The sequence below is a fragment of the Pantoea sp. BR_17 genome, assembly GCF_041955125.1.
GTDB lineage: Bacteria > Pseudomonadota > Gammaproteobacteria > Enterobacterales > Enterobacteriaceae > Pantoea > Pantoea stewartii.
Genome location: NZ_JAVAXT010000007.1, coordinates 139,317 through 159,856 on the forward strand (window position 1 = coordinate 139,317; position 20,540 = coordinate 159,856).

Annotated in this window: 24 protein-coding genes; 9 read left to right on the forward strand and 15 right to left on the reverse strand. The window is 53.9% G+C overall.

Translation table 11 applies throughout. The annotated features are described in order from the left end of the window. The first annotated feature begins 598 nt into the window (after positions 1 to 598). Positions 599 to 850 (forward strand): biofilm development regulator YmgB/AriR family protein, encoded by a 252-nt coding sequence (locus RAC60_RS12790; RefSeq protein WP_006118140.1) that lies wholly within the window; start codon positions 599 to 601, stop codon positions 848 to 850. Positions 851 to 862: 12 nt separating this feature from the next. Here RAC60_RS12790 and RAC60_RS12795 read toward each other — a convergent pair whose 3' ends face one another. Then, the gene (locus tag RAC60_RS12795; protein WP_006118139.1) at positions 863 to 1,183 is read right to left on the reverse strand and encodes a hypothetical protein; all 321 of its coding nucleotides are present in this window, start codon (positions 1,181 to 1,183) and stop codon (positions 863 to 865) included. Between the two features lie 208 nt (positions 1,184 to 1,391). After that, positions 1,392 to 1,688, reverse strand: coding sequence for an I78 family peptidase inhibitor (locus tag RAC60_RS12800; protein ID WP_058701165.1), 297 nt, complete (start codon positions 1,686 to 1,688; stop codon positions 1,392 to 1,394). Between the two features lie 481 nt (positions 1,689 to 2,169). On the opposite strand from RAC60_RS12800, the gene RAC60_RS12805 reads away from it, so the two are divergent. Together RAC60_RS12805 and RAC60_RS12810 are read left to right on the forward strand one after the other, a co-directional pair. Further along, positions 2,170 to 2,817, forward strand: coding sequence for a CPBP family intramembrane glutamic endopeptidase (locus tag RAC60_RS12805; protein ID WP_033738779.1), 648 nt, complete (start codon positions 2,170 to 2,172; stop codon positions 2,815 to 2,817). A gap of 90 nt (positions 2,818 to 2,907) precedes the next feature. Then, positions 2,908 to 3,921 (forward strand): LacI family DNA-binding transcriptional regulator, encoded by a 1,014-nt coding sequence (locus RAC60_RS12810; protein ID WP_033738604.1) that lies wholly within the window; start codon positions 2,908 to 2,910, stop codon positions 3,919 to 3,921. 25 nt (positions 3,922 to 3,946) lie between these two features. Here the strand turns inward: RAC60_RS12810 and RAC60_RS12815 are convergent, their stop codons facing one another. The 4 genes from RAC60_RS12815 to RAC60_RS12830 form a co-directional block, all read right to left on the reverse strand. After that, positions 3,947 to 5,377, reverse strand: coding sequence for a glycoside hydrolase family 1 protein (locus tag RAC60_RS12815; RefSeq protein ID WP_033738603.1), 1,431 nt, complete (start codon positions 5,375 to 5,377; stop codon positions 3,947 to 3,949). A gap of 12 nt (positions 5,378 to 5,389) precedes the next feature. After that, positions 5,390 to 5,704 carry a PTS lactose/cellobiose transporter subunit IIA gene (locus RAC60_RS12820; RefSeq protein ID WP_006118134.1) on the reverse strand — a complete coding sequence of 105 codons (315 nt, stop codon included), beginning with the start codon at positions 5,702 to 5,704 and terminating at the stop codon, positions 5,390 to 5,392. Positions 5,705 to 5,707: 3 nt separating this feature from the next. Further along, positions 5,708 to 7,018, reverse strand: a complete 1,311-nt coding sequence (locus RAC60_RS12825) for a PTS sugar transporter subunit IIC (RefSeq protein ID WP_033738601.1) — start codon at positions 7,016 to 7,018, stop codon at positions 5,708 to 5,710. An 85-nt stretch (positions 7,019 to 7,103) separates the two neighbouring features. Then, positions 7,104 to 7,412 (reverse strand): PTS sugar transporter subunit IIB, encoded by a 309-nt coding sequence (locus RAC60_RS12830; RefSeq protein WP_006118087.1) that lies wholly within the window; start codon positions 7,410 to 7,412, stop codon positions 7,104 to 7,106. Between the two features lie 401 nt (positions 7,413 to 7,813). Here RAC60_RS12830 and RAC60_RS12835 point away from each other — a divergent pair, with 401 nt between their 5' ends. After that, entirely contained in the window at positions 7,814 to 7,984 is a 171-nt protein-coding gene (locus RAC60_RS12835) for a hypothetical protein (protein ID WP_006118086.1), read from the forward strand. Positions 7,985 to 8,091: 107 nt separating this feature from the next. Beyond that, complete coding sequence (locus tag RAC60_RS12840; protein ID WP_006118085.1) at positions 8,092 to 8,322, forward strand: hypothetical protein; 231 nt, start codon at positions 8,092 to 8,094, stop codon at positions 8,320 to 8,322. 304 nt (positions 8,323 to 8,626) lie between these two features. On the opposite strand, the gene RAC60_RS12845 is transcribed toward RAC60_RS12840, so the two are convergent. The 5 genes from RAC60_RS12845 to RAC60_RS12865 all read right to left on the reverse strand — a co-directional run bounded on the left by RAC60_RS12845 (position 8,627) and on the right by RAC60_RS12865 (position 14,093). Further along, positions 8,627 to 9,055: an OsmC family protein gene (locus RAC60_RS12845; protein ID WP_006118083.1), complete on the reverse strand. Its 429-nt coding sequence runs from the start codon at positions 9,053 to 9,055 to the stop codon at positions 8,627 to 8,629. A 45-nt stretch (positions 9,056 to 9,100) separates the two neighbouring features. Continuing rightward, positions 9,101 to 10,288: an FMN-dependent L-lactate dehydrogenase LldD gene (lldD, locus tag RAC60_RS12850; RefSeq protein WP_006118082.1), complete on the reverse strand. Its 1,188-nt coding sequence runs from the start codon at positions 10,286 to 10,288 to the stop codon at positions 9,101 to 9,103. After that, positions 10,288 to 11,058, reverse strand: coding sequence for a transcriptional regulator LldR (gene lldR, locus RAC60_RS12855; RefSeq protein ID WP_033738599.1), 771 nt, complete (start codon positions 11,056 to 11,058; stop codon positions 10,288 to 10,290). The genes lldD and lldR overlap by 1 nt, the downstream gene beginning before the upstream one ends. After that, complete coding sequence (gene lldP / locus RAC60_RS12860; RefSeq protein ID WP_375093901.1) at positions 11,055 to 12,710, reverse strand: L-lactate permease; 1,656 nt, start codon at positions 12,708 to 12,710, stop codon at positions 11,055 to 11,057. Before lldP ends, lldR begins: the two co-directional genes overlap by 4 nt. A 219-nt stretch (positions 12,711 to 12,929) precedes the next feature. Further along, entirely contained in the window at positions 12,930 to 14,093 is a 1,164-nt protein-coding gene (locus RAC60_RS12865; protein ID WP_375093883.1) for a cyanate transporter, read from the reverse strand. An 86-nt stretch (positions 14,094 to 14,179) separates the two neighbouring features. Here RAC60_RS12865 and RAC60_RS12870 point away from each other — a divergent pair, with 86 nt between their 5' ends. Together RAC60_RS12870 and dbpA are read left to right on the forward strand one after the other, a co-directional pair. Next, positions 14,180 to 15,040 (forward strand): LysR family transcriptional regulator, encoded by an 861-nt coding sequence (locus tag RAC60_RS12870; RefSeq protein ID WP_324030662.1) that lies wholly within the window; start codon positions 14,180 to 14,182, stop codon positions 15,038 to 15,040. A 734-nt stretch (positions 15,041 to 15,774) separates the two neighbouring features. After that, positions 15,775 to 17,154: an ATP-dependent RNA helicase DbpA gene (gene dbpA, locus RAC60_RS12875; RefSeq protein ID WP_058701180.1), complete on the forward strand. Its 1,380-nt coding sequence runs from the start codon at positions 15,775 to 15,777 to the stop codon at positions 17,152 to 17,154. A 33-nt stretch (positions 17,155 to 17,187) separates the two neighbouring features. Here dbpA and RAC60_RS12880 read toward each other — a convergent pair whose 3' ends face one another. Further along, complete coding sequence (locus tag RAC60_RS12880; protein WP_006118076.1) at positions 17,188 to 17,580, reverse strand: YgiW/YdeI family stress tolerance OB fold protein; 393 nt, start codon at positions 17,578 to 17,580, stop codon at positions 17,188 to 17,190. 161 nt (positions 17,581 to 17,741) lie between these two features. Between RAC60_RS12880 and RAC60_RS12885 the strand changes: the two genes are divergently transcribed. Further along, positions 17,742 to 18,704, forward strand: coding sequence for a chemotaxis protein (locus RAC60_RS12885; RefSeq protein ID WP_006118075.1), 963 nt, complete (start codon positions 17,742 to 17,744; stop codon positions 18,702 to 18,704). Between the two features lie 58 nt (positions 18,705 to 18,762). Further along, complete coding sequence (locus RAC60_RS12890) at positions 18,763 to 18,897, forward strand: hypothetical protein (RefSeq protein ID WP_255421330.1); 135 nt, start codon at positions 18,763 to 18,765, stop codon at positions 18,895 to 18,897. Positions 18,898 to 19,011: 114 nt separating this feature from the next. Here the strand turns inward: RAC60_RS12890 and RAC60_RS12895 are convergent, their stop codons facing one another. From RAC60_RS12895 to RAC60_RS12905, 3 genes are all read right to left on the reverse strand, one after another. After that, positions 19,012 to 19,185, reverse strand: coding sequence for a cold-shock protein (locus RAC60_RS12895; RefSeq protein WP_110268586.1), 174 nt, complete (start codon positions 19,183 to 19,185; stop codon positions 19,012 to 19,014). 3 nt (positions 19,186 to 19,188) lie between these two features. Beyond that, on the reverse strand, positions 19,189 to 19,401 hold the full coding sequence (gene cspA / locus RAC60_RS12900) for an RNA chaperone/antiterminator CspA (RefSeq protein WP_006118073.1): 213 nt from the start codon (positions 19,399 to 19,401) through the stop codon (positions 19,189 to 19,191). Positions 19,402 to 19,666: 265 nt separating this feature from the next. Next, a complete protein-coding gene (locus RAC60_RS12905) occupies positions 19,667 to 20,449 on the reverse strand; it encodes an NAD(P)H-dependent oxidoreductase (RefSeq protein WP_324028957.1) in 783 nt (260 codons plus the stop codon). Positions 20,450 to 20,540 lie beyond the last annotated feature (91 nt).

The window sequence follows — 20,540 nt, forward strand, 5'->3', positions numbered from 1 at the left end:
CGCTACGGTTTTATTGCATTTATTTTGCCGGAAAACGAAACGTTGTTATCGCAATGAAATAACACGCTGACTCACTCAGTCGAAATAAAATAAAGATTCCCGGCTGGCTTTTTTTAGCAGAGATTCTTTTCTTACAAGCGATAACGGCCGTTTTCATTCCCGTTAACGTGAGAAAAATCTCCCCGCGATTGCGGGCAGTCGGTCCCCCTGTTCCTTAACCTTCCACCTGGACAACAGGATGCCTCCCGGCCCGATAATGACGGGCTACTCAGCCCTTTGGCTGCGCCAAAAACGCACCTGATTCAGTGCAACAGCTTGTCTTTCATCAAGATAATCTGAAAAAATGCCTTATTGCATATTGGCACTATTCGATTTTCACTCATCACATCTGAAAAATATTTCAGGCTGTTACTGACAATTCTCTCTGGCCCACCTATGTTTAAAAAACCGCCAGGTACGGGCGGGACGTTGGCTGTTCTGACCAACGAAACGCTCCCGATAAAACCCTTGCCGTTCTTTCCGGGAGCCCATCATTCAGTAGCTTCTGCCTGCTGCGCCGTTGCGCACCGGGCAAAGGGTCTGTTTGCGGAGACGGGGAATGAGCGTCCAATCTAATAGTGCCAGTCGTGCTATCACTGATTACTTCAACAGCCCGGACTGGAACGTGCTGCCGGAGTCCGATCTGCTGGCTGTTATCCTGCGTGAACTGATGGAAGCAGGCCAGCCGACAACGAATAAGGCAATAATCGCACGCGTCATTAATAAACTGGAGTTTGAAGGGGATGAGCAGCGCCTGCAGCGTTACCGGGGTTTACTGGCCCAGTTGATGGAAGCGCGGCCACGTGAGTAGGCCGCCTTTATGCTATTTCACCCAACGGAGCTGACGGGCTTCACTTACACTGGCACGGCCGCTGCTGCGTTGAAACAGGCAGAGTTCACGCCCACGCCGGTTTTTCATTTGCTTCTGTGGGTAATGCCCCTCAAGTAACAAGGCGCTGTAACCCACGCTGTCATCATAGTCGATGGGCTGCCCCACGATTTTTACCTTACTTAGCGTACTGGCATTAATACAGGCCTGCCGCATGACCTGCTGGTTTTCCTGCCATGCCGTCGGGCTGGAAGCCAGTGCGACCGGACTGATCAGCAACAGTAATGACAGTGAGAGGCGTGGACGAGAGTACATGCGTTGCTCCTTCCAGACTGAGCCAGAAAAAAATTCCCGCCAGAGCGGGAATAAACAAGACGAGCATTGCAAATTGATGTGACGAGGAAATCCCGATCCTGCTGGCTCAGTGCGACCAGACGACCACAGGCTGAAGACAGCAGAATACCGGCCTTATCTTCCCCTGTTCCCATGACACCTCAATGACAATGCGCGGTTTATTTAACGCTTAACCACAATAGACCTGGGTGATAGTACCGCTTTTGTCTGCCAGAAAGTTCAGGCGGGCGAAATTAAAATCCATCGTGACGGCAGAATTCCACGGAATAGCGCGCACCTTCTGACTGAAACGCTGTTGCTCAAGGGCGGACAGCGGTTTGCCGACAAAGTTTTGGTAATGAGAGGCACCGCAGCTGTCCGCTTCCTTGCCGGGCGGGACGGCTGCCGTATCAGGCTGCGTGGTGGACTGACAGGCCGTCAGCAGTAAGAAGCCGGTTGCCACCATCACTTTTCCGTAATGATTCACGTATGTTCTCCTGTTATCGTGTTAAACCCTGACCTGAAGCGTAACAAGCCCCACCACCGGGTTGAATCGTTAAAATCAAGCGATTCACACATTATTAAGCATTAAATGCTGCCTTATTGCCAGATAACCAGTGTAAAGGCACTTACCGTTCAGAATTTCAAATACAAGGCGCTAACCTTACTAAGAATTATCTTAGGAGGCTACTATGGAACTTGTTATTTTTATCTGCTTTGCCGTCGTGATGACACTGATTGCGGTTCGGGTGCGATAAGCGACCCGTTCGCGGGTGCGGTTTCACGCCTGACAGGCTGGGCGACCTGACAGGCGACAGAGTGTATCGTAGGCAAGGCACTGATTTTTAATTGATTAACCCAGACTCATTTACGTAAGGTAATAAACAGCTAACATTGTGTGATCGGCTCTCTCGACAGCGATTTGAGGCATTGCTACTATGCGCTTATCTTCGCTGGCTGGGTCGCCTATGAACACCAATTCCGACAGAGTGACGTTGACACTGTTTTATGTCGGCAGCTTTGTTGTTTATTACCTCGTTACCATGTTGATTACCCTGTTTCCTAATTACGGTATTCTGCGTAATGACGGTTTACTGGTGCCTGTGCTTTGCCTGTTTGAATTTGCCGTTATCTATCCGCTGTATCGCTTTTATTGCCAGCGTCGTACCGATATTCCTCTGGGCTTTTTGCGTTCCGGTCAGACTTTACTGTTTATTGGCGCGCTGTTTATTTTAATGGTGGCACAAACGCAGTATTTGCAGCCGGAAGGCTGGCTGGTCGCACAAACTCAGCAGGGGCCCAGTTCGATGCTTATCCTGCTGTTGACCGCCGTCTTACTGGCTCCTGTGTTTGAGGAAGTGTTGTTTCGCGGCTTTTTATTACAGGGATTTCTGTTGTGGGCACCTAACAGCCGTTTTGCCTGTGTATTACTGACCTCGTTACTGTTCGCGCTCATGCATACGCAATATGTCCACTGGGAAACGGTGGTGGCGCTGACGCTGTTTTCTATGCTGCTTTGCTACGCCCGTCTGCGCAGCAATACGCTGGCCCTGCCGGTCTTTCTGCATACGCTGAATAATCTGATTGCGATTCTGCCTGCCTGGTATTTCGCCTGATCCCGCTGACCTTTTGTTACCGGGTCATCACTAACCTGCGTAAAATCAGCGTGTATCTTTTACTAACAGGGAAGGATGGTCAGAAAGCCCATGATTACCATGCTGGATGTGGCCCGCAAGGCCGGCGTCTCTAAAGCCACCGTCTCGCGCGTGCTGGCGGGAAATCGCTACGTCAGTAAGAGTACGCAACAGAAGGTCTTTCAGGCTGTGGCGGAAACCGGTTATCGCCCTAACCTGCTGGCGCGTAGCCTGGCGACGCAGAAATCCCAGAATATCGGGCTTATCGTTACCCATTCTTTATTCAATGGGCCTTACTTCAGCGAATTGCTGTTTCAGGCTGCTACGTTGACGAATAACTATGGCCGGCAGCTTATTCTGGCGGATGGTAAAACCAGCGCTGACGATGAACGTGCCGCCATTGAGTTTCTGCTCGACCTGCGCTGTGACGCCATCATTATCTATCCCCGTTTTCTGGATACCGCGGCGCTGGATGCCATTATTGAGCAGCACGCCATTCCCGTTATGGTGGTGAATCGTCAGCTGCAGCGTCATCCGGCACACTGCGTCTGGGCCACCCATCAGCAGAATACCTTTCAGGCCACCCGCTATTTGATTACGCGCGGCCATTACGACATCGCTTTCATTACGGGTCTGGCAGGCTCGCCGACCGCTGCGGCCCGCCTGGCCGGTTATCAGCAGGCGCTTGACGAGCATGGCTTAGCGGACCGTGCGCTGATCGTGCAGGGTGCATGGACGCCCGCCAGCGGCATGGCGGCGGCAAAAACGCTGCTTGAATCGGACATGCCATTTAGTGCACTGATGGCCAGTAATGACGATATGGCTATTGGGGCCGCGCTGGCGCTAAACGCTGCGGGCAAAAGGCTGCCGGAGGATGTCTCCCTGCTGGGCTTTGATGATATTCGTATGGCGGAATTTTTTCTGCCGCCGCTCACCACGGTACATGTGCCGGTCGCAGAGATGATTCAGCACACGCTGGCGCAGCTGGTGGCGATGCTGGAAGGGGAAGCGGTCACGGCCTTGCCGCCGTTTAGCGGTCACCTGATCGAACGGGCCTCGGTCACTGACGGGCCTTATAAACAGTAAGGCGCGGCATCCCTGCCGCGCACCATCAGTAATCGACTGAATCGTTCAGCGTTGCCCCATTACTGCGAATCAGTTTCTGGTACCAGAAAAAACTCTTCTTACGGTAACGTGCCAGATCCTTTAAATCTTTTTCATCGCGGTTGACGTAAATAAAGCCGTAACGCTTGTTGATGCCCTGATGCGTACTTACCAGATCTATTGCCGACCAGGGACAATAGCCAAACAGTTTCACACCATCGGCAAGTGCCAGCTGCAGTTGCGCAATGTGTTCACGCAGATACGCAATACGGTAATCATCATGTACCTTATTATCGGCCTCCAGCCGATCAAAGGCACCCAACCCGTTTTCGGTCACGATAAGCGGCAAAGCATAGCGGGCATAAATCTGGCGCGCCGTAATGCGAAAACCCACCGGATCGATATACCAGCCGAACTGATTTTGCCGCAGATGCGGATTATCACATCCCACATAAACCGACCGATCAATGCCCGCCATTTGCTGATCGGGCCGAGGTTTATTTTCGCTTTGCTCACCCTCGCCTTCGGCCCCCACCGTCGCGGACGCATAATAATTAAAGGCGATAAAATCCGGCTTGCCTGCGGCGATGATGGCCATGTCATCGTCTTCGATCGTCGGTAACCAGCCGCGCTGTTTCAGGAAAGCCCAGACCACGGCGTTATAGCGACCATGGACCGCCAGATCCAGATAGAGCCAGTTGCGAATTGCAGAGAAATTGTCGGCTGCCAGCACATCTTCCGGCCGCGCACTGGCGGCATAGACGCAGGAGATATTGGGTGCCGGGCCAATTTTGGCATCCGGCAACCGTTCATGGCAGGCGATCATCGCTTTTGCCTGTGCCAGCATCATATGGTGATTCTGCTGATACAGCGTTTTCTGCGGATCGGCGGTGCCGGGTGGCAACGTACCAATCACATCGCCCTTGAGGATCATCATGTTCTGTTCGTTGATGGTCAGCCAGTACTTAACCTGACGACCATAGTGCTCAAAGCAGGTGATGGCAAAACGCTCAAAGGCCGCCACTGTACGCCGTGAAGACCAGCCGCCCGCCTGCTGCAACGCCCAGGGCAAATCAAAATGATAAAGGGTGACCAGCGGCGTAATGCCGTACCGACAGAGTTCATCGATCACCTGCTGATAAAAAGCCACGCCCGCCGGGTTCAACGCACCATCGCCCTCGGGATAAAGACGGCTCCAGGCAATGGAAAAGCGGTAGGTTTTTAATCCCATCTCCGCCAGCAGCGCGATGTCCTCTCTGAAACGATGATAGTGATCGCTGCAAACGGTAAAATCGGTAAGATCCTGATGGAAGGTTGCCTGGTCAATGACGGAAGGCCCTTTGCCCTCTTCATTCCAGGCCCCTTCAACCTGATAAGCTGAGGTGGACGCGCCCCAGAGAAAGTCCCTGGGAAACGCGGGCAATGTCGAATGTTGCATATAACCTCCTGTTTAACGTGCGGCTAACTCCCGGCGCAGTTGAATGATCTCCTCAGCCAGTTCGCGACAGAGCATTGCGTTCATCAGGTGGTCCTGAGCATGGACCATAATCAGACTGACCGGAATCTTTCCGCTGCCCTCATCAGCGCCAATGAGTTGCGTCTGCGTTTGATGGGCTGCTTTGGCCGCCGCGGTTGCGGCACTGAGCATACTGTCCGCCTGCGCCCAGTTTTGCTGCCGCGCCGCCCGCAACGCCTCCATTGAACAGGAGCGAGCTTCGCCTGCCTGGATAATCAGTTCGATTACCGTGCTTTCATCAATTTCCATGGGTTACTCCTTAACCGGTTGCGCTGCGGCAGAGGGTTGCTCTTGCTGCAGCAGTTGACGCTCGTACATTTTGAAAAACGGGTAGTAGATCAGCGTGGCAATAGTGACCAGCACGGCAATCAACACAATGACGCGCCAGTCCCAGCCGGTTGACCAGGCGGCCCCAATGGGGGCGGGCGTCGTCCACGGAGCCAGTGAGATCACGTGATTAATCAGGTTCGTTTTGGTGGCGATCCAGGCAATGACGGCGTTGACTAACGGGGCAAGAATAAAAGGGATAAACAGAATGGGGTTCATCACGACCGGTGAACCAAAAATTACCGGTTCGTTGATGTTGAACATGCTGGGCACCACACTCAGTTTTCCAATCGATCGCAGATGTGCTGACTGACTGCGCAAGTAAAGCAACACCAACCCCATCGTCGAACCGGAGCCACCGATAACAATAAAAAACTGCCAGAAGGGTTCAATAAACACGTGGCTGATGGGTTCTCCCGCGTTCAGCGCCTGCTGATTCAGACCGAGATTGGTCAGCCAGAAAGCCTGCAATATGCCCCCGACAATCACCGCCCCATGAATGCCTGCAAACCACAGCAGATGGCACAGCAGTACCGCCACCAGCACGGCAGGCAGTGAATCAGAGGCAGAGATGATCGGCGAGAAAATGGCCATGATAGCCTGAGGCAGCAACATGCCGAACTGCGCCTGTACCCACAGGCTCAGGGGAAACAGCGTAATAAAAATCGTGATAATCGGGATGAGCAGATCGAACGACTGACGGATCTTCGGCGGCACCTGCTCGGGCAGTTTGAAACCGATGTTGTATTTCTGCAGAACGTGCATCAGCTCCGTCGCAAAGAGCGCGACCAGAATGGCGGTAAAAATGCCCTCCCCGCCCAGCGAACCAACCGGCAACGTTTTGCCGCTCTGCGGTGCCGCCACCACCAGAAACGCCATTAGCGACAGACTGGCCGCCATAAAGCCATTCATCTTATAACTGTTTGCGAGGTTATAGGCGATGGCACTGGCGATATAGAGCGCCATAATGCCCATCGTCATGTTGTACGGCATCATGATTTGTTCTTCATGCGCCTTTACCATGCCCAGCCACCACTGTGCGAACGCCCAACTGCTGTCTGCCGAAAAAGGCGGATGAGCAAACAACAGCATAAACGAGCCCACGATCAGAAACGGCATGGAGGCAATAAATCCGTCCCGGATAGCGATGACATGACGCTGGCTGGAAAGACGGCCCGCCAGTGGGCTAATACGGTTTTCGATGACGCCGAATAGAGATTCACTGAAGTGGCTCATTGCCTGACTCCTTGCTGAGGCAAAAGAGAATAACCTGCCTGACGCAGTGCGGGTTTCGCGTGATATATCCCGGACCTCCCTGGTGTCAGGTATGAATAAGCTTTAGTGCGTCGCTTAATATTTTTTCACCATTCATCATGCCGTAATCCATACTGTTGATGACCGCAACCGGCTTGCTGTATTGCTGGGCGATCGGTTGAAAATCGGCCAGCTTGTATTTGATTTGTGGCCCGAGCAGGCAGCAGTCGTAATCGGCGATATCGTCTCTAAACTCTTCAATCCCCACAGCTTTTATCTCGACGTCCAGCCCTTGCTGTTGCGCCGCCTTTTCCATTTTCTGCACCACCATACTGGTGGACATGCCCGCAGCACAGCACAGTAAAATCTTCGTCATGGTGTATTCCTCTTTGTGGTGAATGATTAACGAATACACAGGGTGAAAATTTTCTGCAACCGGTTTCAGATTTGCGTATCAGAAGTGTGAGAAGTATCAAAACGCGAGCATTAAAGAGGTTCGGGGCGAATAAACACCTGAATAAGCCTTATCAGGAAGCCCGTTTCTCGTCATGCTGAGGCAATAAAACGGCGGTTCACTCAGCCATATCGTCGGCGCTGTCCATCGCAGTGATGGGTAAGAATTCACTGCCTGATAAGCGGGTAACGCGTATAATTGCTCAGAGCAATCCGATACCGACTGCCGTAACACGGGCGTCCGGCGGCAATTAGCTATACTGGCGATATATAAAGGAACACTCACCCTTCTCGCAGTACGCGGACCGGGATAAGGAGTCGGTTATGTTAATTGGTTTTGTGTTATTGGTCAGCGCGTGTGGACACGATGCCTGTGAAGCTTTACCGGTATCAGAACGCATTTATCCGACGAAAACCGCCTGTGAAGTCATGGCAAATCGTATCCATAAAGTGCGTCCTAACGTCGTGCTGATATGTGGCGAAGTGCATCGTTAAGAAAGCGGTACAGGGCGAATGGCACAAAAAGTAGCCGATGACATTGCAAGGTTGCCGCTTAACGTTCAAAATATAAGCTGTTCTACACCAACACAGTTGTGAATCCCATGAAAAGTAGTCGTCCCCGCCGTCCTACCGGGCGTTGGGTTTATTACATTTTGTATGAAGGCATTCTGTGGCCCTGTCCGGTTCGCTGGGAATGGGAAAGCGGATACGGTGGCTGGCTGCCGTTTTACTACTCACCTACGTTTGAGTTTGTCGCGGGCGATCCCGGCAAGGCGTACCGTATTGCGCGCACGGATGTACGTGTGAAGCGGAGTGAAGAGATTTACGCCTGATTGCTGTCATGCATTCCATGGCAGCCACGAGGCGGTAAGAAGGAAACAGATTACCTCCAGCAGCAGTACCACCATCAGCAACACGCCGAGTTTGTGGCGCGACAGCCAGGATTTCAGCCCCATAGCATTGCGGCCCTGTGGATCAGCAGCAGTTCGCCACCCATGCTCAGCAAAACCCGCACCCCTTTTCCGTCTTTTTTGCCATTTCAGTGTTCGTCTGAAGAAAGCGAAAATGCGCCCTGAGGCGCATCCGGATGCTGCAAGATTGCTGCGGGAGCCGCCAGAAGGCGACTCAGGTACGCAATCAGTTATTCAGCGTGTAATCGAGTGTGATTTCTGCATTAAGCACCTGCGAAACCGGACAGCCGGCTTTAGCTTTATTGATGATTTCATCAAAGGTGTCGTTATCAATGCCCGGCAGCGAGATGGTGCTGGTCAGCGCCACTTTCGTAATCGCGAAGCCTTCACCTTTTTTGTCCAGCGACACATCGGCACTGGTATCAATGCTTTCAGGTTTATGGCCTGCGTTACCTAACATGAGCGACAGTGCCATTGAAAAACAGGCGGCATGTGCTGCGCCGATAAGCTCTTCCGGATTGGTGCCTTTCTGCCCTTCGAAACGGGTGTTAAAGCCGTAAGGTTGCTGGTTCAGTACACCACTTTCTGTGCTGACTGTGCCTTTGCCTTTGATATCGCCTTCCCAATGCGCCGAACCTTTCTTATGAATGGTCATATCATTCCTCCTGTTGGTAAAGAAGGTAAGTATAGACAACGTCGCTCAGTTTGCCGGGCATGAGGCCGGATGCAGGGCCACTTCGCCCAGCAACGCATTCGCCTGCACCAGCGACGTCTGGTTGATATCGGCTATACACTTCGCGCCTGTTAAGGTCATCGCGACTTTCATTTCGTTTTCAATCAGCGTCAGCAGATGTTCGACGCCACGTTGGCCATGTGTGGCCAGCGCGTAAACAAAGGCCCGTCCCAGCAGAACAGTATCTGCGCCCAACGCAATCATGCGCACCACATCAAGCCCATTACGGATGCCGCTGTCGGCAAGAATCGTCATATCCCCCTTCACCGCATCCGCGATGGCCGGTAAGGCACGAGCCGAAGACAACACGCCGTCCAGCTGGCGTCCGCCATGGTTTGAGACCACAATGCCATCGGCACCAAACCGCACCGCATCGCGGGCATCTTCCGGATCCAGAATGCCTTTAATCACCATTGGCCCGTCCCAGAACTCACGTATCCATTCCAGATCTTTCCAGGAAATCGACGGATCGAAATTCTTTGCCAGCCAGCCAATATAGTCTTCCAGCCCGGTCGGTTTGCCCAGATAGGTGGAAATATTGCCCAGATCGTGTGGTCGGCCCTGTAGCCCAACATCCAGTGCCCAGCGTGGGTGCGTGACAGCCTGCCAGTAGCGGCGCAGGGCCGCGTGCTTGCCGCTCATGCCCGAGTGCGCATCGCGATAGCGTGCGCCCGGCGTTGGCATATCAACGGTAAATACTAATGTGGTACAGCCCGCCGCTTTTGCCCGCTCAAGGGCGTTACGCATAAAGCCGCGATCGCGCAGCACATACAGTTGAAACCACATGGGCCGACTGATTTGCGGTGCCACTTCCTCAATCGGGCAAACGGAGACGGTCGATAAGGTAAACGGAATCCCTTTGCCCGCCGCAGCGCGCGCGGCCTGCACTTCCCCACGACGCGCGTACATGCCACACAGCCCAACCGGTGCCAGCGCGACGGGCATGGACAGCGTTTCACTGAACAGCGTGGTTTCCAGGCTGAGCGCCGACATATTCCGGAGAATGCGCTGGCGCAGCGCCACGTCTGACAGATCGGCAACATTCCGCCGTAGCGTATGCTCTGCATAGGCACCGCCATCCAGATAATGAAACAGAAAAGGCGGTAAAATGCGCTGCGCGGCGGCGCGATAGTCACTGGCGGCAGAGATGATCATCAGCGGTTTTCCTTGTGATTGTGCAGGTCATGACCCGGCAAACGCGTAATTCGCGCCTGCCTGGCTTCGTCTTCATCAAGTGTTTTCATTGTGGTGTGAACAAAACCCAGATGATCCATAGCGGCTGACCGGGCAGCCTCGGCATCGCCCAGTAAAATCGCGTCGAGCATCGCCCGGTGCTGATCGGTCAGGCGGTCAAAAATCACGGGTCTGATGTACATCAGCTTACGACTGTGCAGCATGGACGAGTGCAGTAAATCGAATAATCCCCGCATGGTTTGCAGCAGCACGATGTTATGTGAGGCTTCTGCGATGGCCAGATGAAAGCGCAGATCGGCCTGCCCGGCCAGATGGGGATCGTCACTCTCTTTCATCGCCAGCGTGGCATCAAAGGCGTACCGCAGACGCTCTTTATCTGACTCGGTAGCCCGTAGCGCCGCATGCCAGGCCGTGCTTCCCTCTATCGCATGGCGCGCTTCAAGAATGTCGTAACGGTAGTCCGGATCGTTGGCGAGAAGCTGACGAATGGGCTCGACGATGCGCTGCTCAGACCAGGGCTCCTGCGGCTGACGCAGCCAGGTACCGTCACCGCGCCGACTCATCAAAACGCCGCTGCTGATCAGTTGCTGAATAGCTTCACGCAGCGACGAACGGGAAACGCCCAGCGCGGCCGCCAGCTGACGCTCGGCGGGCAAACGCATGCCCGGCTCAAGCTGATGATCGCGGATATAGTGCTTAAGCCGCATCGGTAAGGGATCGTTTGGTGTCATGGGATCATCCAGGGAAAAACGTAAGCCTGCAGCGTGGTCATCACCCCAACCAGGCCGGTAAAGATCAGGCTGTGCTTTACGGTGAAGCGGAACAGATCGGACTCTTTGCCGACCAGACCGACCGCTGCACAGGCAATAGCGATCGACTGGGGAGAGATCATTTTACCGGTGACGCCACCCGTGGTATTCGCTGCCACCAGCAGGATATCGGAAACGCCAATCTGCTGCGCCGTGGTGGCCTGCAACGCGGCAAACAGCGCGTTGGAGGAGGTATCCGAACCGGTAAGAAACACGCCAAGCCAGCCCAGAAAGGGGGAGAAAAAGGTAAAGGCATGGCCCGTGTGCGCTAAGGCCAGCGCCAGCGTGGCTGATAAACCCGAGTAGTTCGAGATAAAGGCAAAGGCCAGCACCATACCAATGGAGTAGATGGGCAACATCAGGGATTTCAGTGTTTCGACAAATGTCCCGACTGCCGCTCTGGGTTTCATTTTCAGAAAGATAATCGCCACAATTGCCGCAATCAGAATGGCAGTGCCGGTTGCAGACAGCAGATCCAGTTTAAAAATGGCGGGCCAGGCGCTGGGCTGTGCCACAACCGGCGGTATCCGGGTAATCCAGTCATGCAGGCCAGGGACGGGAATGCTCATCACCCAGTTGGCCAGTGCCCCCCCTTTGGCAAACAGCGCTTTAAAGGGCGGGATACTCCACAGCGTTACCGTTGCGGTGAGAAACAGGAAGGGCATCCAGGCGCGAATGACCTGCTTTGCCGTATACGTCTGCTGACGTGCGGGTTGCGTCGCCGTCTGATTTTTGGCATCGCTGAAGCGAAAGATGCGAACTGGCTGCCAGACGCGCAGAAACAGAGTCAGGGAAACGAGTGACGCCAGCGAAGAGATAATATCGGGTAACGCCGGGCCCAGGAAATTTGAACTCAGGAATTGGGCTATCGCGAACGACCCACCCGCAACCATCACCGCCGGCCAGGTTTCTTTCACCCCGCGCCAGCCATCCATGATCGCCATGATCCAGAACAGCACGATGACGGTTAAAAAAGGCAGCTGGCGTCCGGCCATCTGACCGATGGCAAAGCTGTCCAGACCGGTAACCTGCCCCGCCACAATAATGGGAATACCCATCGCACCAAACGCCACCGGCGCAGTATTCACGATCAGGCATAACCCTGCGGCATAAAGCGGATTAAAACCCAGCCCTACCAGCAACGCAGCCGTGATCGCCACCGGCGCACCAAAGCCTGCCGCGCCCTCTAAAAAGGCACCAAAGGAAAAACCGACAATCAGCATTTGTAAGCGCTGATCCGGCGTGATCGACAAGATGGACGCGCGAATGATATCGAACTGCCCGGTCCTGACCGAGATTTTATAGACAAAGACCGCGGCCACGATAATCCAGGCAATGGGCCACAGACCGTACAGGAAGCCGTAGGCCGCTGAGGCCAGCGCCTGCTGCCACGGCATATGATACAGCAGCAGCGCAACTCCCAGCGCCAGCATGACAGTGATGGTGGCAGCCTGATGGCCTTTCATCTTTAGCTTAATCAACGCAAAAAAGAAAAACAGAACAGGCAGTAACGCAATCAGGCTGGAGAGCCAGATGTTATTGAGCGGATCATAATTTTGCTGCCAGACCTGCATGCCGTTATCTCCAGAAAGGTGATGAGAGCGATGCGCGACGGGCATAAACACAGGGCGCATCTGTCACGCCCGCTCTGCTTATTGGTCCTACCAATTTTGCCAGTTAGGGCTTATCCGTTACAGATACTTAACCCGCTGTTAACTCAAGGCAACAGTTACGGCTTTAATTTTAACGTTATGTGAACCACTGAAAAGGTTTAGCTATTTTGGTCGGACCAATCACGGTTGTGGAAAGGCATATTTGTAACTTTGCGGATGAAAACGCAGATTTAACCCGACCAGCCCAATCATAACGCCGCACTGGAGCCACCAGATCGTGGAGAAATCCCCGGTCAGTGCATGCAACTGACCGGCGATAAACGGCATACTGCCGGCAATAATAAAGCCAATCCCTTGCATGAACGCCACCAGTCGTCCGCCCGCCTGCGGATGCGCCAGATGGTCCAGCGCCAGCACCAGCGCCAGGGGAAAGGCACCACCCAGCCCCACGCCCGCCATTCCCACCCACAGCCATGGATGGTAAAGCGGTGCAAACAGGAGGCCAAGCATACCGCTTAGCTGAAAAATCAGCGTTAACAGCAACAGCGGCCGTCGATCCGGGCCGCGCGTCAACAGCGGAAACACCATCGCTCCGGCGACCTGGCAGGTAATCATCACGCCCAACAGGCTTCCACCCGCTTGCGCGCTCCAGCCGAGCTGATGGTAGAAATCAGGCAACCAGGCCACGCAAATGGCATAACCGCCATTCACTAAACCAAAGCTGAGCGCCAGCATCCAGGCGCGCGCGTTGCGCCATAGTGAAGGCATCACGACCGACGCGCGCGCTGGCGACGTCACCCCGGGCATCCATGCCCAAAGCAGGATGGCCAGCAGCGCAGGCACGGCCCAGCTGCTGAGGGCCATCTGCCAGCTCAGGTGAGCACTTAACCACGGTGTTAATGCAGCACCCAGTCCGCCCCCGCCCATCAGGGCCGCAGACCACAGCCCGGTCATCATCGCACTGCGTTGTGGAAAGCGTTGGCGGATAAAGCCCGGCATCGCCATTTGCACTATCCCGATACCAATGCCGCCCGGTAGCGTGCTCCCTACCAGCGATTCGCCTTGCGCCACAAAAAGGCGGCTGAGGAGCGCCAACACTAACAGCGCCAGTCCGCCACACAGCAGTCCGCGCAGTTGAACACGCTGCATAAGTGGTGCGCTGATTAACGCTATCGCTCCCATCATCATCATGGGAATCGCAGGCAGCAGTGACGCTGCCAAGGCGGAGAGTCCAATGCTTTCGCGTAACTGATCCAGCAACGGACTGACGGAGGTCATCAGTGGACGCATATTCAGTCCCGCCAGCACCAGGGCGGTAACGATCACAATATTCTCTTTTTTCATGGGCCATCCTGGAAGTAAACCTTGTCAGCCTGACAGCTGTGGTTACTATTTGGAAATGGAATATCATCATGACAGGCAGTGGAAAAATGAATCGCCAGCCTATGTTCACGCCCCAGCAGCTTCTGAGCTTTGTTGCGGTCTGCGAAACCGCCAGCTTCACCCGTGCCGCCGATCGCGTGCACCTGTCGCAATCAACAGTGAGCCAGCAGGTGCGGCGACTGGAAGAGAGGGTGGGAAAAGCACTGCTGGCCCGCTCATCACATCAGGTAACCGTCACGGAGGAAGGCGAGAAGCTGCTGGGTTATGCCCGCCGTATCATTGCCCTGAATGGCGAAGCACTCGATGTGTTGAGCGATAAGTGGCGCGATGGTGTGCTGCGGCTTGGCGTTCCGGAAGATTTTGCGGCCCCCACGGCTGCCCTGCTGGCGCAGTTCAGTCGCGAACATCCCCATATGCGGCTGGATGTGATGAGCGGGATGCAGGTAGAACTACGTCGGGCCTGGCAGCGGGAGGAACTGGATATCATGCTGATTAAGCAACCTTACGGTGAACGCCCGCTGGCTTCCCGACCCGAGCCGCTGTTATGGCTGGACAGCGCCGCATATCCCTGCTTTGAGCATTCGCCGGTGCCGCTGGTCCTGTTTCCTCAACAGGGACTTTATCGCGAGGAGATCTGTCAGACGCTGGATGGGCTGGGCCGCAGCTGGCGCATCGGTTACAGCAGTGCCAGCCTTGTGGCCCTGTCTGCCGCCAGTGCCCAGGGCCTGGGCGTTACGCTGTTGCCTGCCAGCTGTCGTCTGCCTGCACATCGTGTGCTGGGCGACCAGCAGGGCTTGCCGGTGATTGACACTTTTGAGCTGGCGCTGTTTTGTCGCCAGCCGGATGAGGAGCTTCAGCGCCAGCTGGCAGAGGCACTGGTGACATTTGCCGATCTGCACTGGCAGTGAGTTTTTCACTGACAGGCAGTGGTAAAGGACTCTGTAAAACCAGAAACCGCGTGCAGATGCGGACGCGCCCCCTGTCAGAGAGCTGGCATGGGGCGCGGACAGCCGAATGAAGGCGACGCTAAACCCGAGCCTCCCTCGTCTGTGACATTAACGCCATCGCAAGCGTATAGAGATGGGCGCCATCAGAAGCCACCGGATCGTCTTCGGCATAACATCCAATCATAGAGGCCACTTTATCTGCCGATAAGCTTTCCCCATAGAGATGCAATGTCAGGACTGCACGACCTACGATTTTAAGTACGTCTTCATGCAAGATCTGCGGGATATTATTCAATGAAAAAATCCTCTGCCAGTAGTGATATCGATGTATCCTCCTCAATATAAAGGCGTTTACAAGTCGTTTTCATCTTCTCTTCTGGCGATACTTTTGCATTATTAATGCGTTAATTCCGTCGCAAATGCGGAATAATCTGATTAACTTTAAATTGTGTATTACAAAGAAAATATTAGAAAAAACATTCTTAATCTTAATGGCTTAGTCCATGTAAGCGGTTTCACATCTGACGTTTTAATTGATTAAAATTTCCCAACTAATCTTTTTCATCTTCAGTTTATTCTTAGATAAAAGCGCCGCCCGGCGCAGGGTTTGCAGGTTAACATTGCTGTTGTGTACGCTTTCTGACAGACTTGCGCTCGCAATGATGCCCCAACTTACAGCCGCAGAGGCCGCACCCGTGACCGCTTTTTCCTCGCTTAATTCTCTTCCCGATAGTCAGCTCGATAACCTGCGCGAGATGGGCTATACCCGCATGACGCCGGTCCAGGCCGCTTCGCTGCCCGCTATCTTAGCCGGACGCGACGTTCGTGCGCAGGCAAAAACCGGCAGCGGCAAAACGGCCGCATTTGGTATTGGCCTGTTGCATCATATCGACAGTGCGCGTTTTCAGACTCAGGCGCTGATTTTATGTCCGACGCGAGAACTGGCCGATCAGGTCAGCAACGTTCTGCGGCAGTTAGCGCGCTTCACGCGCAATATCAAAATCCTGACCTTATGCGGCGGCCAGCCCATGAGTGCGCAGCGCGATTCGCTGGTGCATCCGCCGCAGATTGTGGTCGGTACGCCGGGCCGTATTCTTGACCATCTCAAGCGCGAAACGCTGCAGCTCGACAGTCTGCGCACGCTGGTGCTGGACGAAGCCGATCGGATGCTGGAAATGGGCTTTCGTGACGATATGGAAACCATTATCGCCGCCACGCCCGCCGCGCGTCAGACGCTGCTGTTCTCTGCCACCTGGCCAGACGGCATTGCAACACTGAGCCAGCGCTTTCAACGTGATGCGCTGAGCGTCGTGACGGAAGAGGTCAGCGAACTGCCGGCAATCGAACAACAATTTATTGAAGCGGCGCACAGCGAAAAATTGTCGCTGCTGATTAGCCTGCTCAGCGAACGCCAGCCATCGTCCTGTGTGGTGTTCTGCAACACCAAACGCGAATGTGATGATATTGCCGCCGCGCTTAACGCCCGCGATATCAGCGCCCTGCCCTTGCATGGCGATCTGGAACAACGCGATCGCGAACGCGTGCTGATCCGGTTTGCTAACGGCAGTGGTCGCGTGCTGGTGGCGACGGACGTCGCGGCCCGCGGCCTGGACATCAAGTCGCTGTCGCTGGTGGTGAACTACCAGCTGGCGTGGGATCCCGAAGTGCATCTGCATCGTATCGGCCGTACCGCGCGGGCGGGCGAAGAAGGCGCTGCCGTGAGTTTTGTCGCGGCCGATGAAATGGCGCGCGCGCATGCGTTAGAAGATTTCCTTCAGCAGAAGCTGCCATGGGTTGCCGCCAGTGCGCTCAGGAAAAGTAGTAAGCCGTTGCCGGCAGCCATGATGACGATTTGCATTGATGGTGGGCGTAAGGCCAAGATTCGGCCCGGCGATATTCTGGGTGCGCTGACAGGAGAAGCAGGCTATCGCGCCGATCAGATCGGTAAGATTGATCTCACCCCGACGCACGCTTATGTAGCGATTGAAGCGGCTCAGGCAAAATCTGCGCTGGTCAAACTTAAGCAGGGCAAAATCAAAGGCAAAACCTGCCGGGCTGTACTGCTGAAAGACTAAAAGAAAGGGCGAGAGTCATTCTCGCCCTGCCGATTATGGCTCATCGATCCGCATAACGTGCAGCGTGGTTTTGTCACCTTTCCCGTGCACTTTACCGCTGACGCGAACTTTGTCGTCAGCGGAATAGGTTTTGCCATCGAACGTTTTCTTCGGCGCAATAATGGTTAAAGTGCCGGTGCTGTCACGAAACTGATAATTATTGTCCGCGACTTTTTTTACGATATAACCTTCCAGCGTGACGTAACCGCCCTGCCGAAAGTCACGAATCTGATCGATGTGCGTCTGTCCTGTGTCTTCTGACCCTTTGTAGCCTGCATCCTGTTTATGCTGTGGCGGCGGCGTATCACCTGCCTTGAAGCCACCTTCTTCCGCGTAAGCCCCTGTGGTCGCTACCGCCAGTAAGGTCGCCAGTACTAATTTTTTCATCGCTTACTCCTTTATAGGGAAAAGTATCCATGCTGCGTTCTCACTGTTAAGCCTGGCACAATAATCTCTTAACGTGCGTTTTCCCCTCTCACCTTTTTCCGAAGGCTGCCGATAACTTCATCACACCCTTTTTCACCTGCTGCGCTGACGCTGAGGCAACGATGGATAATTTTCAGAAAGAGATCGATGAGAGAGCGAATCTCGCCTTATCGAATAAGTTTGAGCTGCTGCTGTTTCGCCTTGGCTCTGACCAGTTAAAAGGTAAATCAGAGCTGTTTGGGATAAACGTATTTAAACTGCGTGAAATTGTTCCGATGCCGCCGATTACGAAAGCTGCGGGTATGCGTTCGCCGTTGCTGGGCATGGCGAGCATTCGCGGACAGTTCATTCCTGTTATTGACCTGCCTGCGGTAGCCGGTTGCGTGCCTGAAACGGGACTGAACCTGCTGCTGGTGACCGAATACGCGCGTAACACGCAGGCGTTTGCCGTCGAATCCGTTGAAAACATCGTGCGTCTTAACTGGAGCCAGGTTCATACCGCTGAAGCTGGTATCGGTGGACGTAACATCACCAGTATCGCGTGCCTGGATGACGACGAACAAAAAAGCAATCTGGCCATGGTGCTGGATGTCGAACAGATTCTCTATGACATCATCCCGTCCGTTCGTGGCGTGGAGCCTGAAGCGCCGAAAGAGCGTCAGTATAAAATGAAGCCCGGTTCCGTCGCGATTGTGGCTGAAGACTCCAAAGTTGCCCGCCAGTTGCTGGAGCAGGGCCTGAAGAGCATGGGCATTCCTGCCGTCATGTGTAACACCGGCCTGGAAGCGTGGGAAAAAATCAAAGCGATCCACCAGCAGGCTCAGTCGCAGGGTGAATCCATTCACGACAAGATCGCGCTGGTGTTAACCGACCTGGAAATGCCGGAAATGGACGGCTTTACGCTCACGCGCAATATCAAGCGCGACACCACGTTGCGTCATATTCCCGTCGTGATCCACTCCTCACTTTCGGGCAGTGCTAACGAAGATCACGTTCGCAAAGTCGGGGCTGATGGCTATGTTGCCAAGTTCGAATTAAACGAACTGTCGGATGTCATTTTCAAAGCGCTGGAAGCCGCAAGCTAAAACGTAGCGGGCAGCACAACCCTGCCCTGCTGTCACCTAACGTTCAATACATGAGACTATGAAAATGCAGAGTGAAGCGCTTCCTGTCGTACGTAAACCCCTGTTCCGCGGGCGTTTACGTCAGCTGAGCTGGATTGCAATGGTGATAGCCTGTCTGGCGTTCTGGGCCGGCGTTCTTGTGCTGATGGTATAAGCGCAGCCTGGAAACCGGCTTCTACATTTCGCGAAAAGGGAATGAAAAAAGGCTGCCACTGGCAGCCTTTTTGATTACGGTAAATGCACAACGCTATAACGCTCTTTAGCCTTTTCAGAGCGCCTGTGGCTGACTCTGAGTTGCAATCCTTGTCGCGTTAATCTGAACAACGACCGTTTTGCAAAAAATGCATTTTGCTCCATGCGGGTTGGCTCTTGTCACATCGAAATGTGATGTACGGTACTGCGAGCCATTACAGTGAGGACACTTGAAACGCGTAATTTTCAGTCCTTAGAGACCAACAACGTTTGCAGCAGCTGGGCCTTTAGCACCATTTTCTACTGTAAATTCAACTTGTTGACCTTCATCTAAAGTACGGAAATCAGTACCCTGGATTGCAGAGAAGTGTACGAATACATCTTTGCTGCCGTCCTGAGGAGAGATGAAACCGAAGCCTTTCTCAGCGTTGAACCATTTAACGGTACCGCGGATTTTGTTAGACATGTTTAATTCCTTAAATAATTGAGCCTTCCGGCGTAATGGCCTGAGAACAGATTTCAATCAGAACGTAAGAGAAGACTCAAAAAGAAGGAATGTCTCGCGACAGGCTTAGAGATGAGAACTGCTGTAGATACTTACTTTGATAGCGTCTGTTAATCAAACCGACGATTCATTAGGTCACATCCTCGCGTTGCATGCAAGGGTTATTTTGAAATCGATGCAAACAGGGCAGATAAGCCAGACGACGTGCCTCTGCCCTGTTCTGCCTTCAGCCTTGGCGAATGTGGATTCTGTGGCCCTGCTCACCGGCTGCCAGATCGTCACGCAAGGTTAACTCGGGGATCGCGTAATCCCCGCCGTTTTGCCGATAATAGCCAACAGGTGAAGTAATAAACAGGTTATCGAGCCGCTTACTCAGTTCCTGACACAGCGCATCAAAACGTACGCTATCGATCCGGCCGGTACGGTAAACCGTGAACGGCGGCAGCACGTCAAAGCCGGGGTAAAACAGAATGCCATGCTGAATGGGAAACAAAATGTCATCAATATGCCCATTGATGCCGCGAGGACCGTAATGCGACGCCCATCCGCCCATCGTGACCACCAGCATGGCGCGCTTCCCTGCCAGCGTACCTTCACCGTAGCGATCGCCCCAGTGCGTATCTGAATGTTCGCCTACGCCGTAGGCAAACCCGCAGGCATAAACACGATCGATCCAGCCTTTCAAGATGGCGGGCATCGAAAACCACCATAACGGGAACTGCAAAATCACCGCATCGGCCCACCGTAGTTTTTCCTGTTCCTGCTGGATGTCTTCGCTTTGAAAACCGCCTTCAAAAGCCTGAGTGGACTCCAGTGAGGGAGTAAACCGTTCGACATGTTGGCGATGTTGTGTGTCGGCAGGCGATACGCGTGCCTCCCAGTTCATGGCATAGAGATCGGAAACGCGCACCTGATGGCCCAGCCGTTCCAGATGACTGACGGAAAAACGCGCCAGCGCACCGTTAAGCGAGCGGGGTTCAGGGTGAGCAACAACGATTAACACATTCATAAACTATCCCGTGTTGATAAAAGAGACAGGTAGCCTGCGCCTGATTGTGCTATCAGTAAAAGTAAAGGAACGGATAGTCGCTATAGACAGG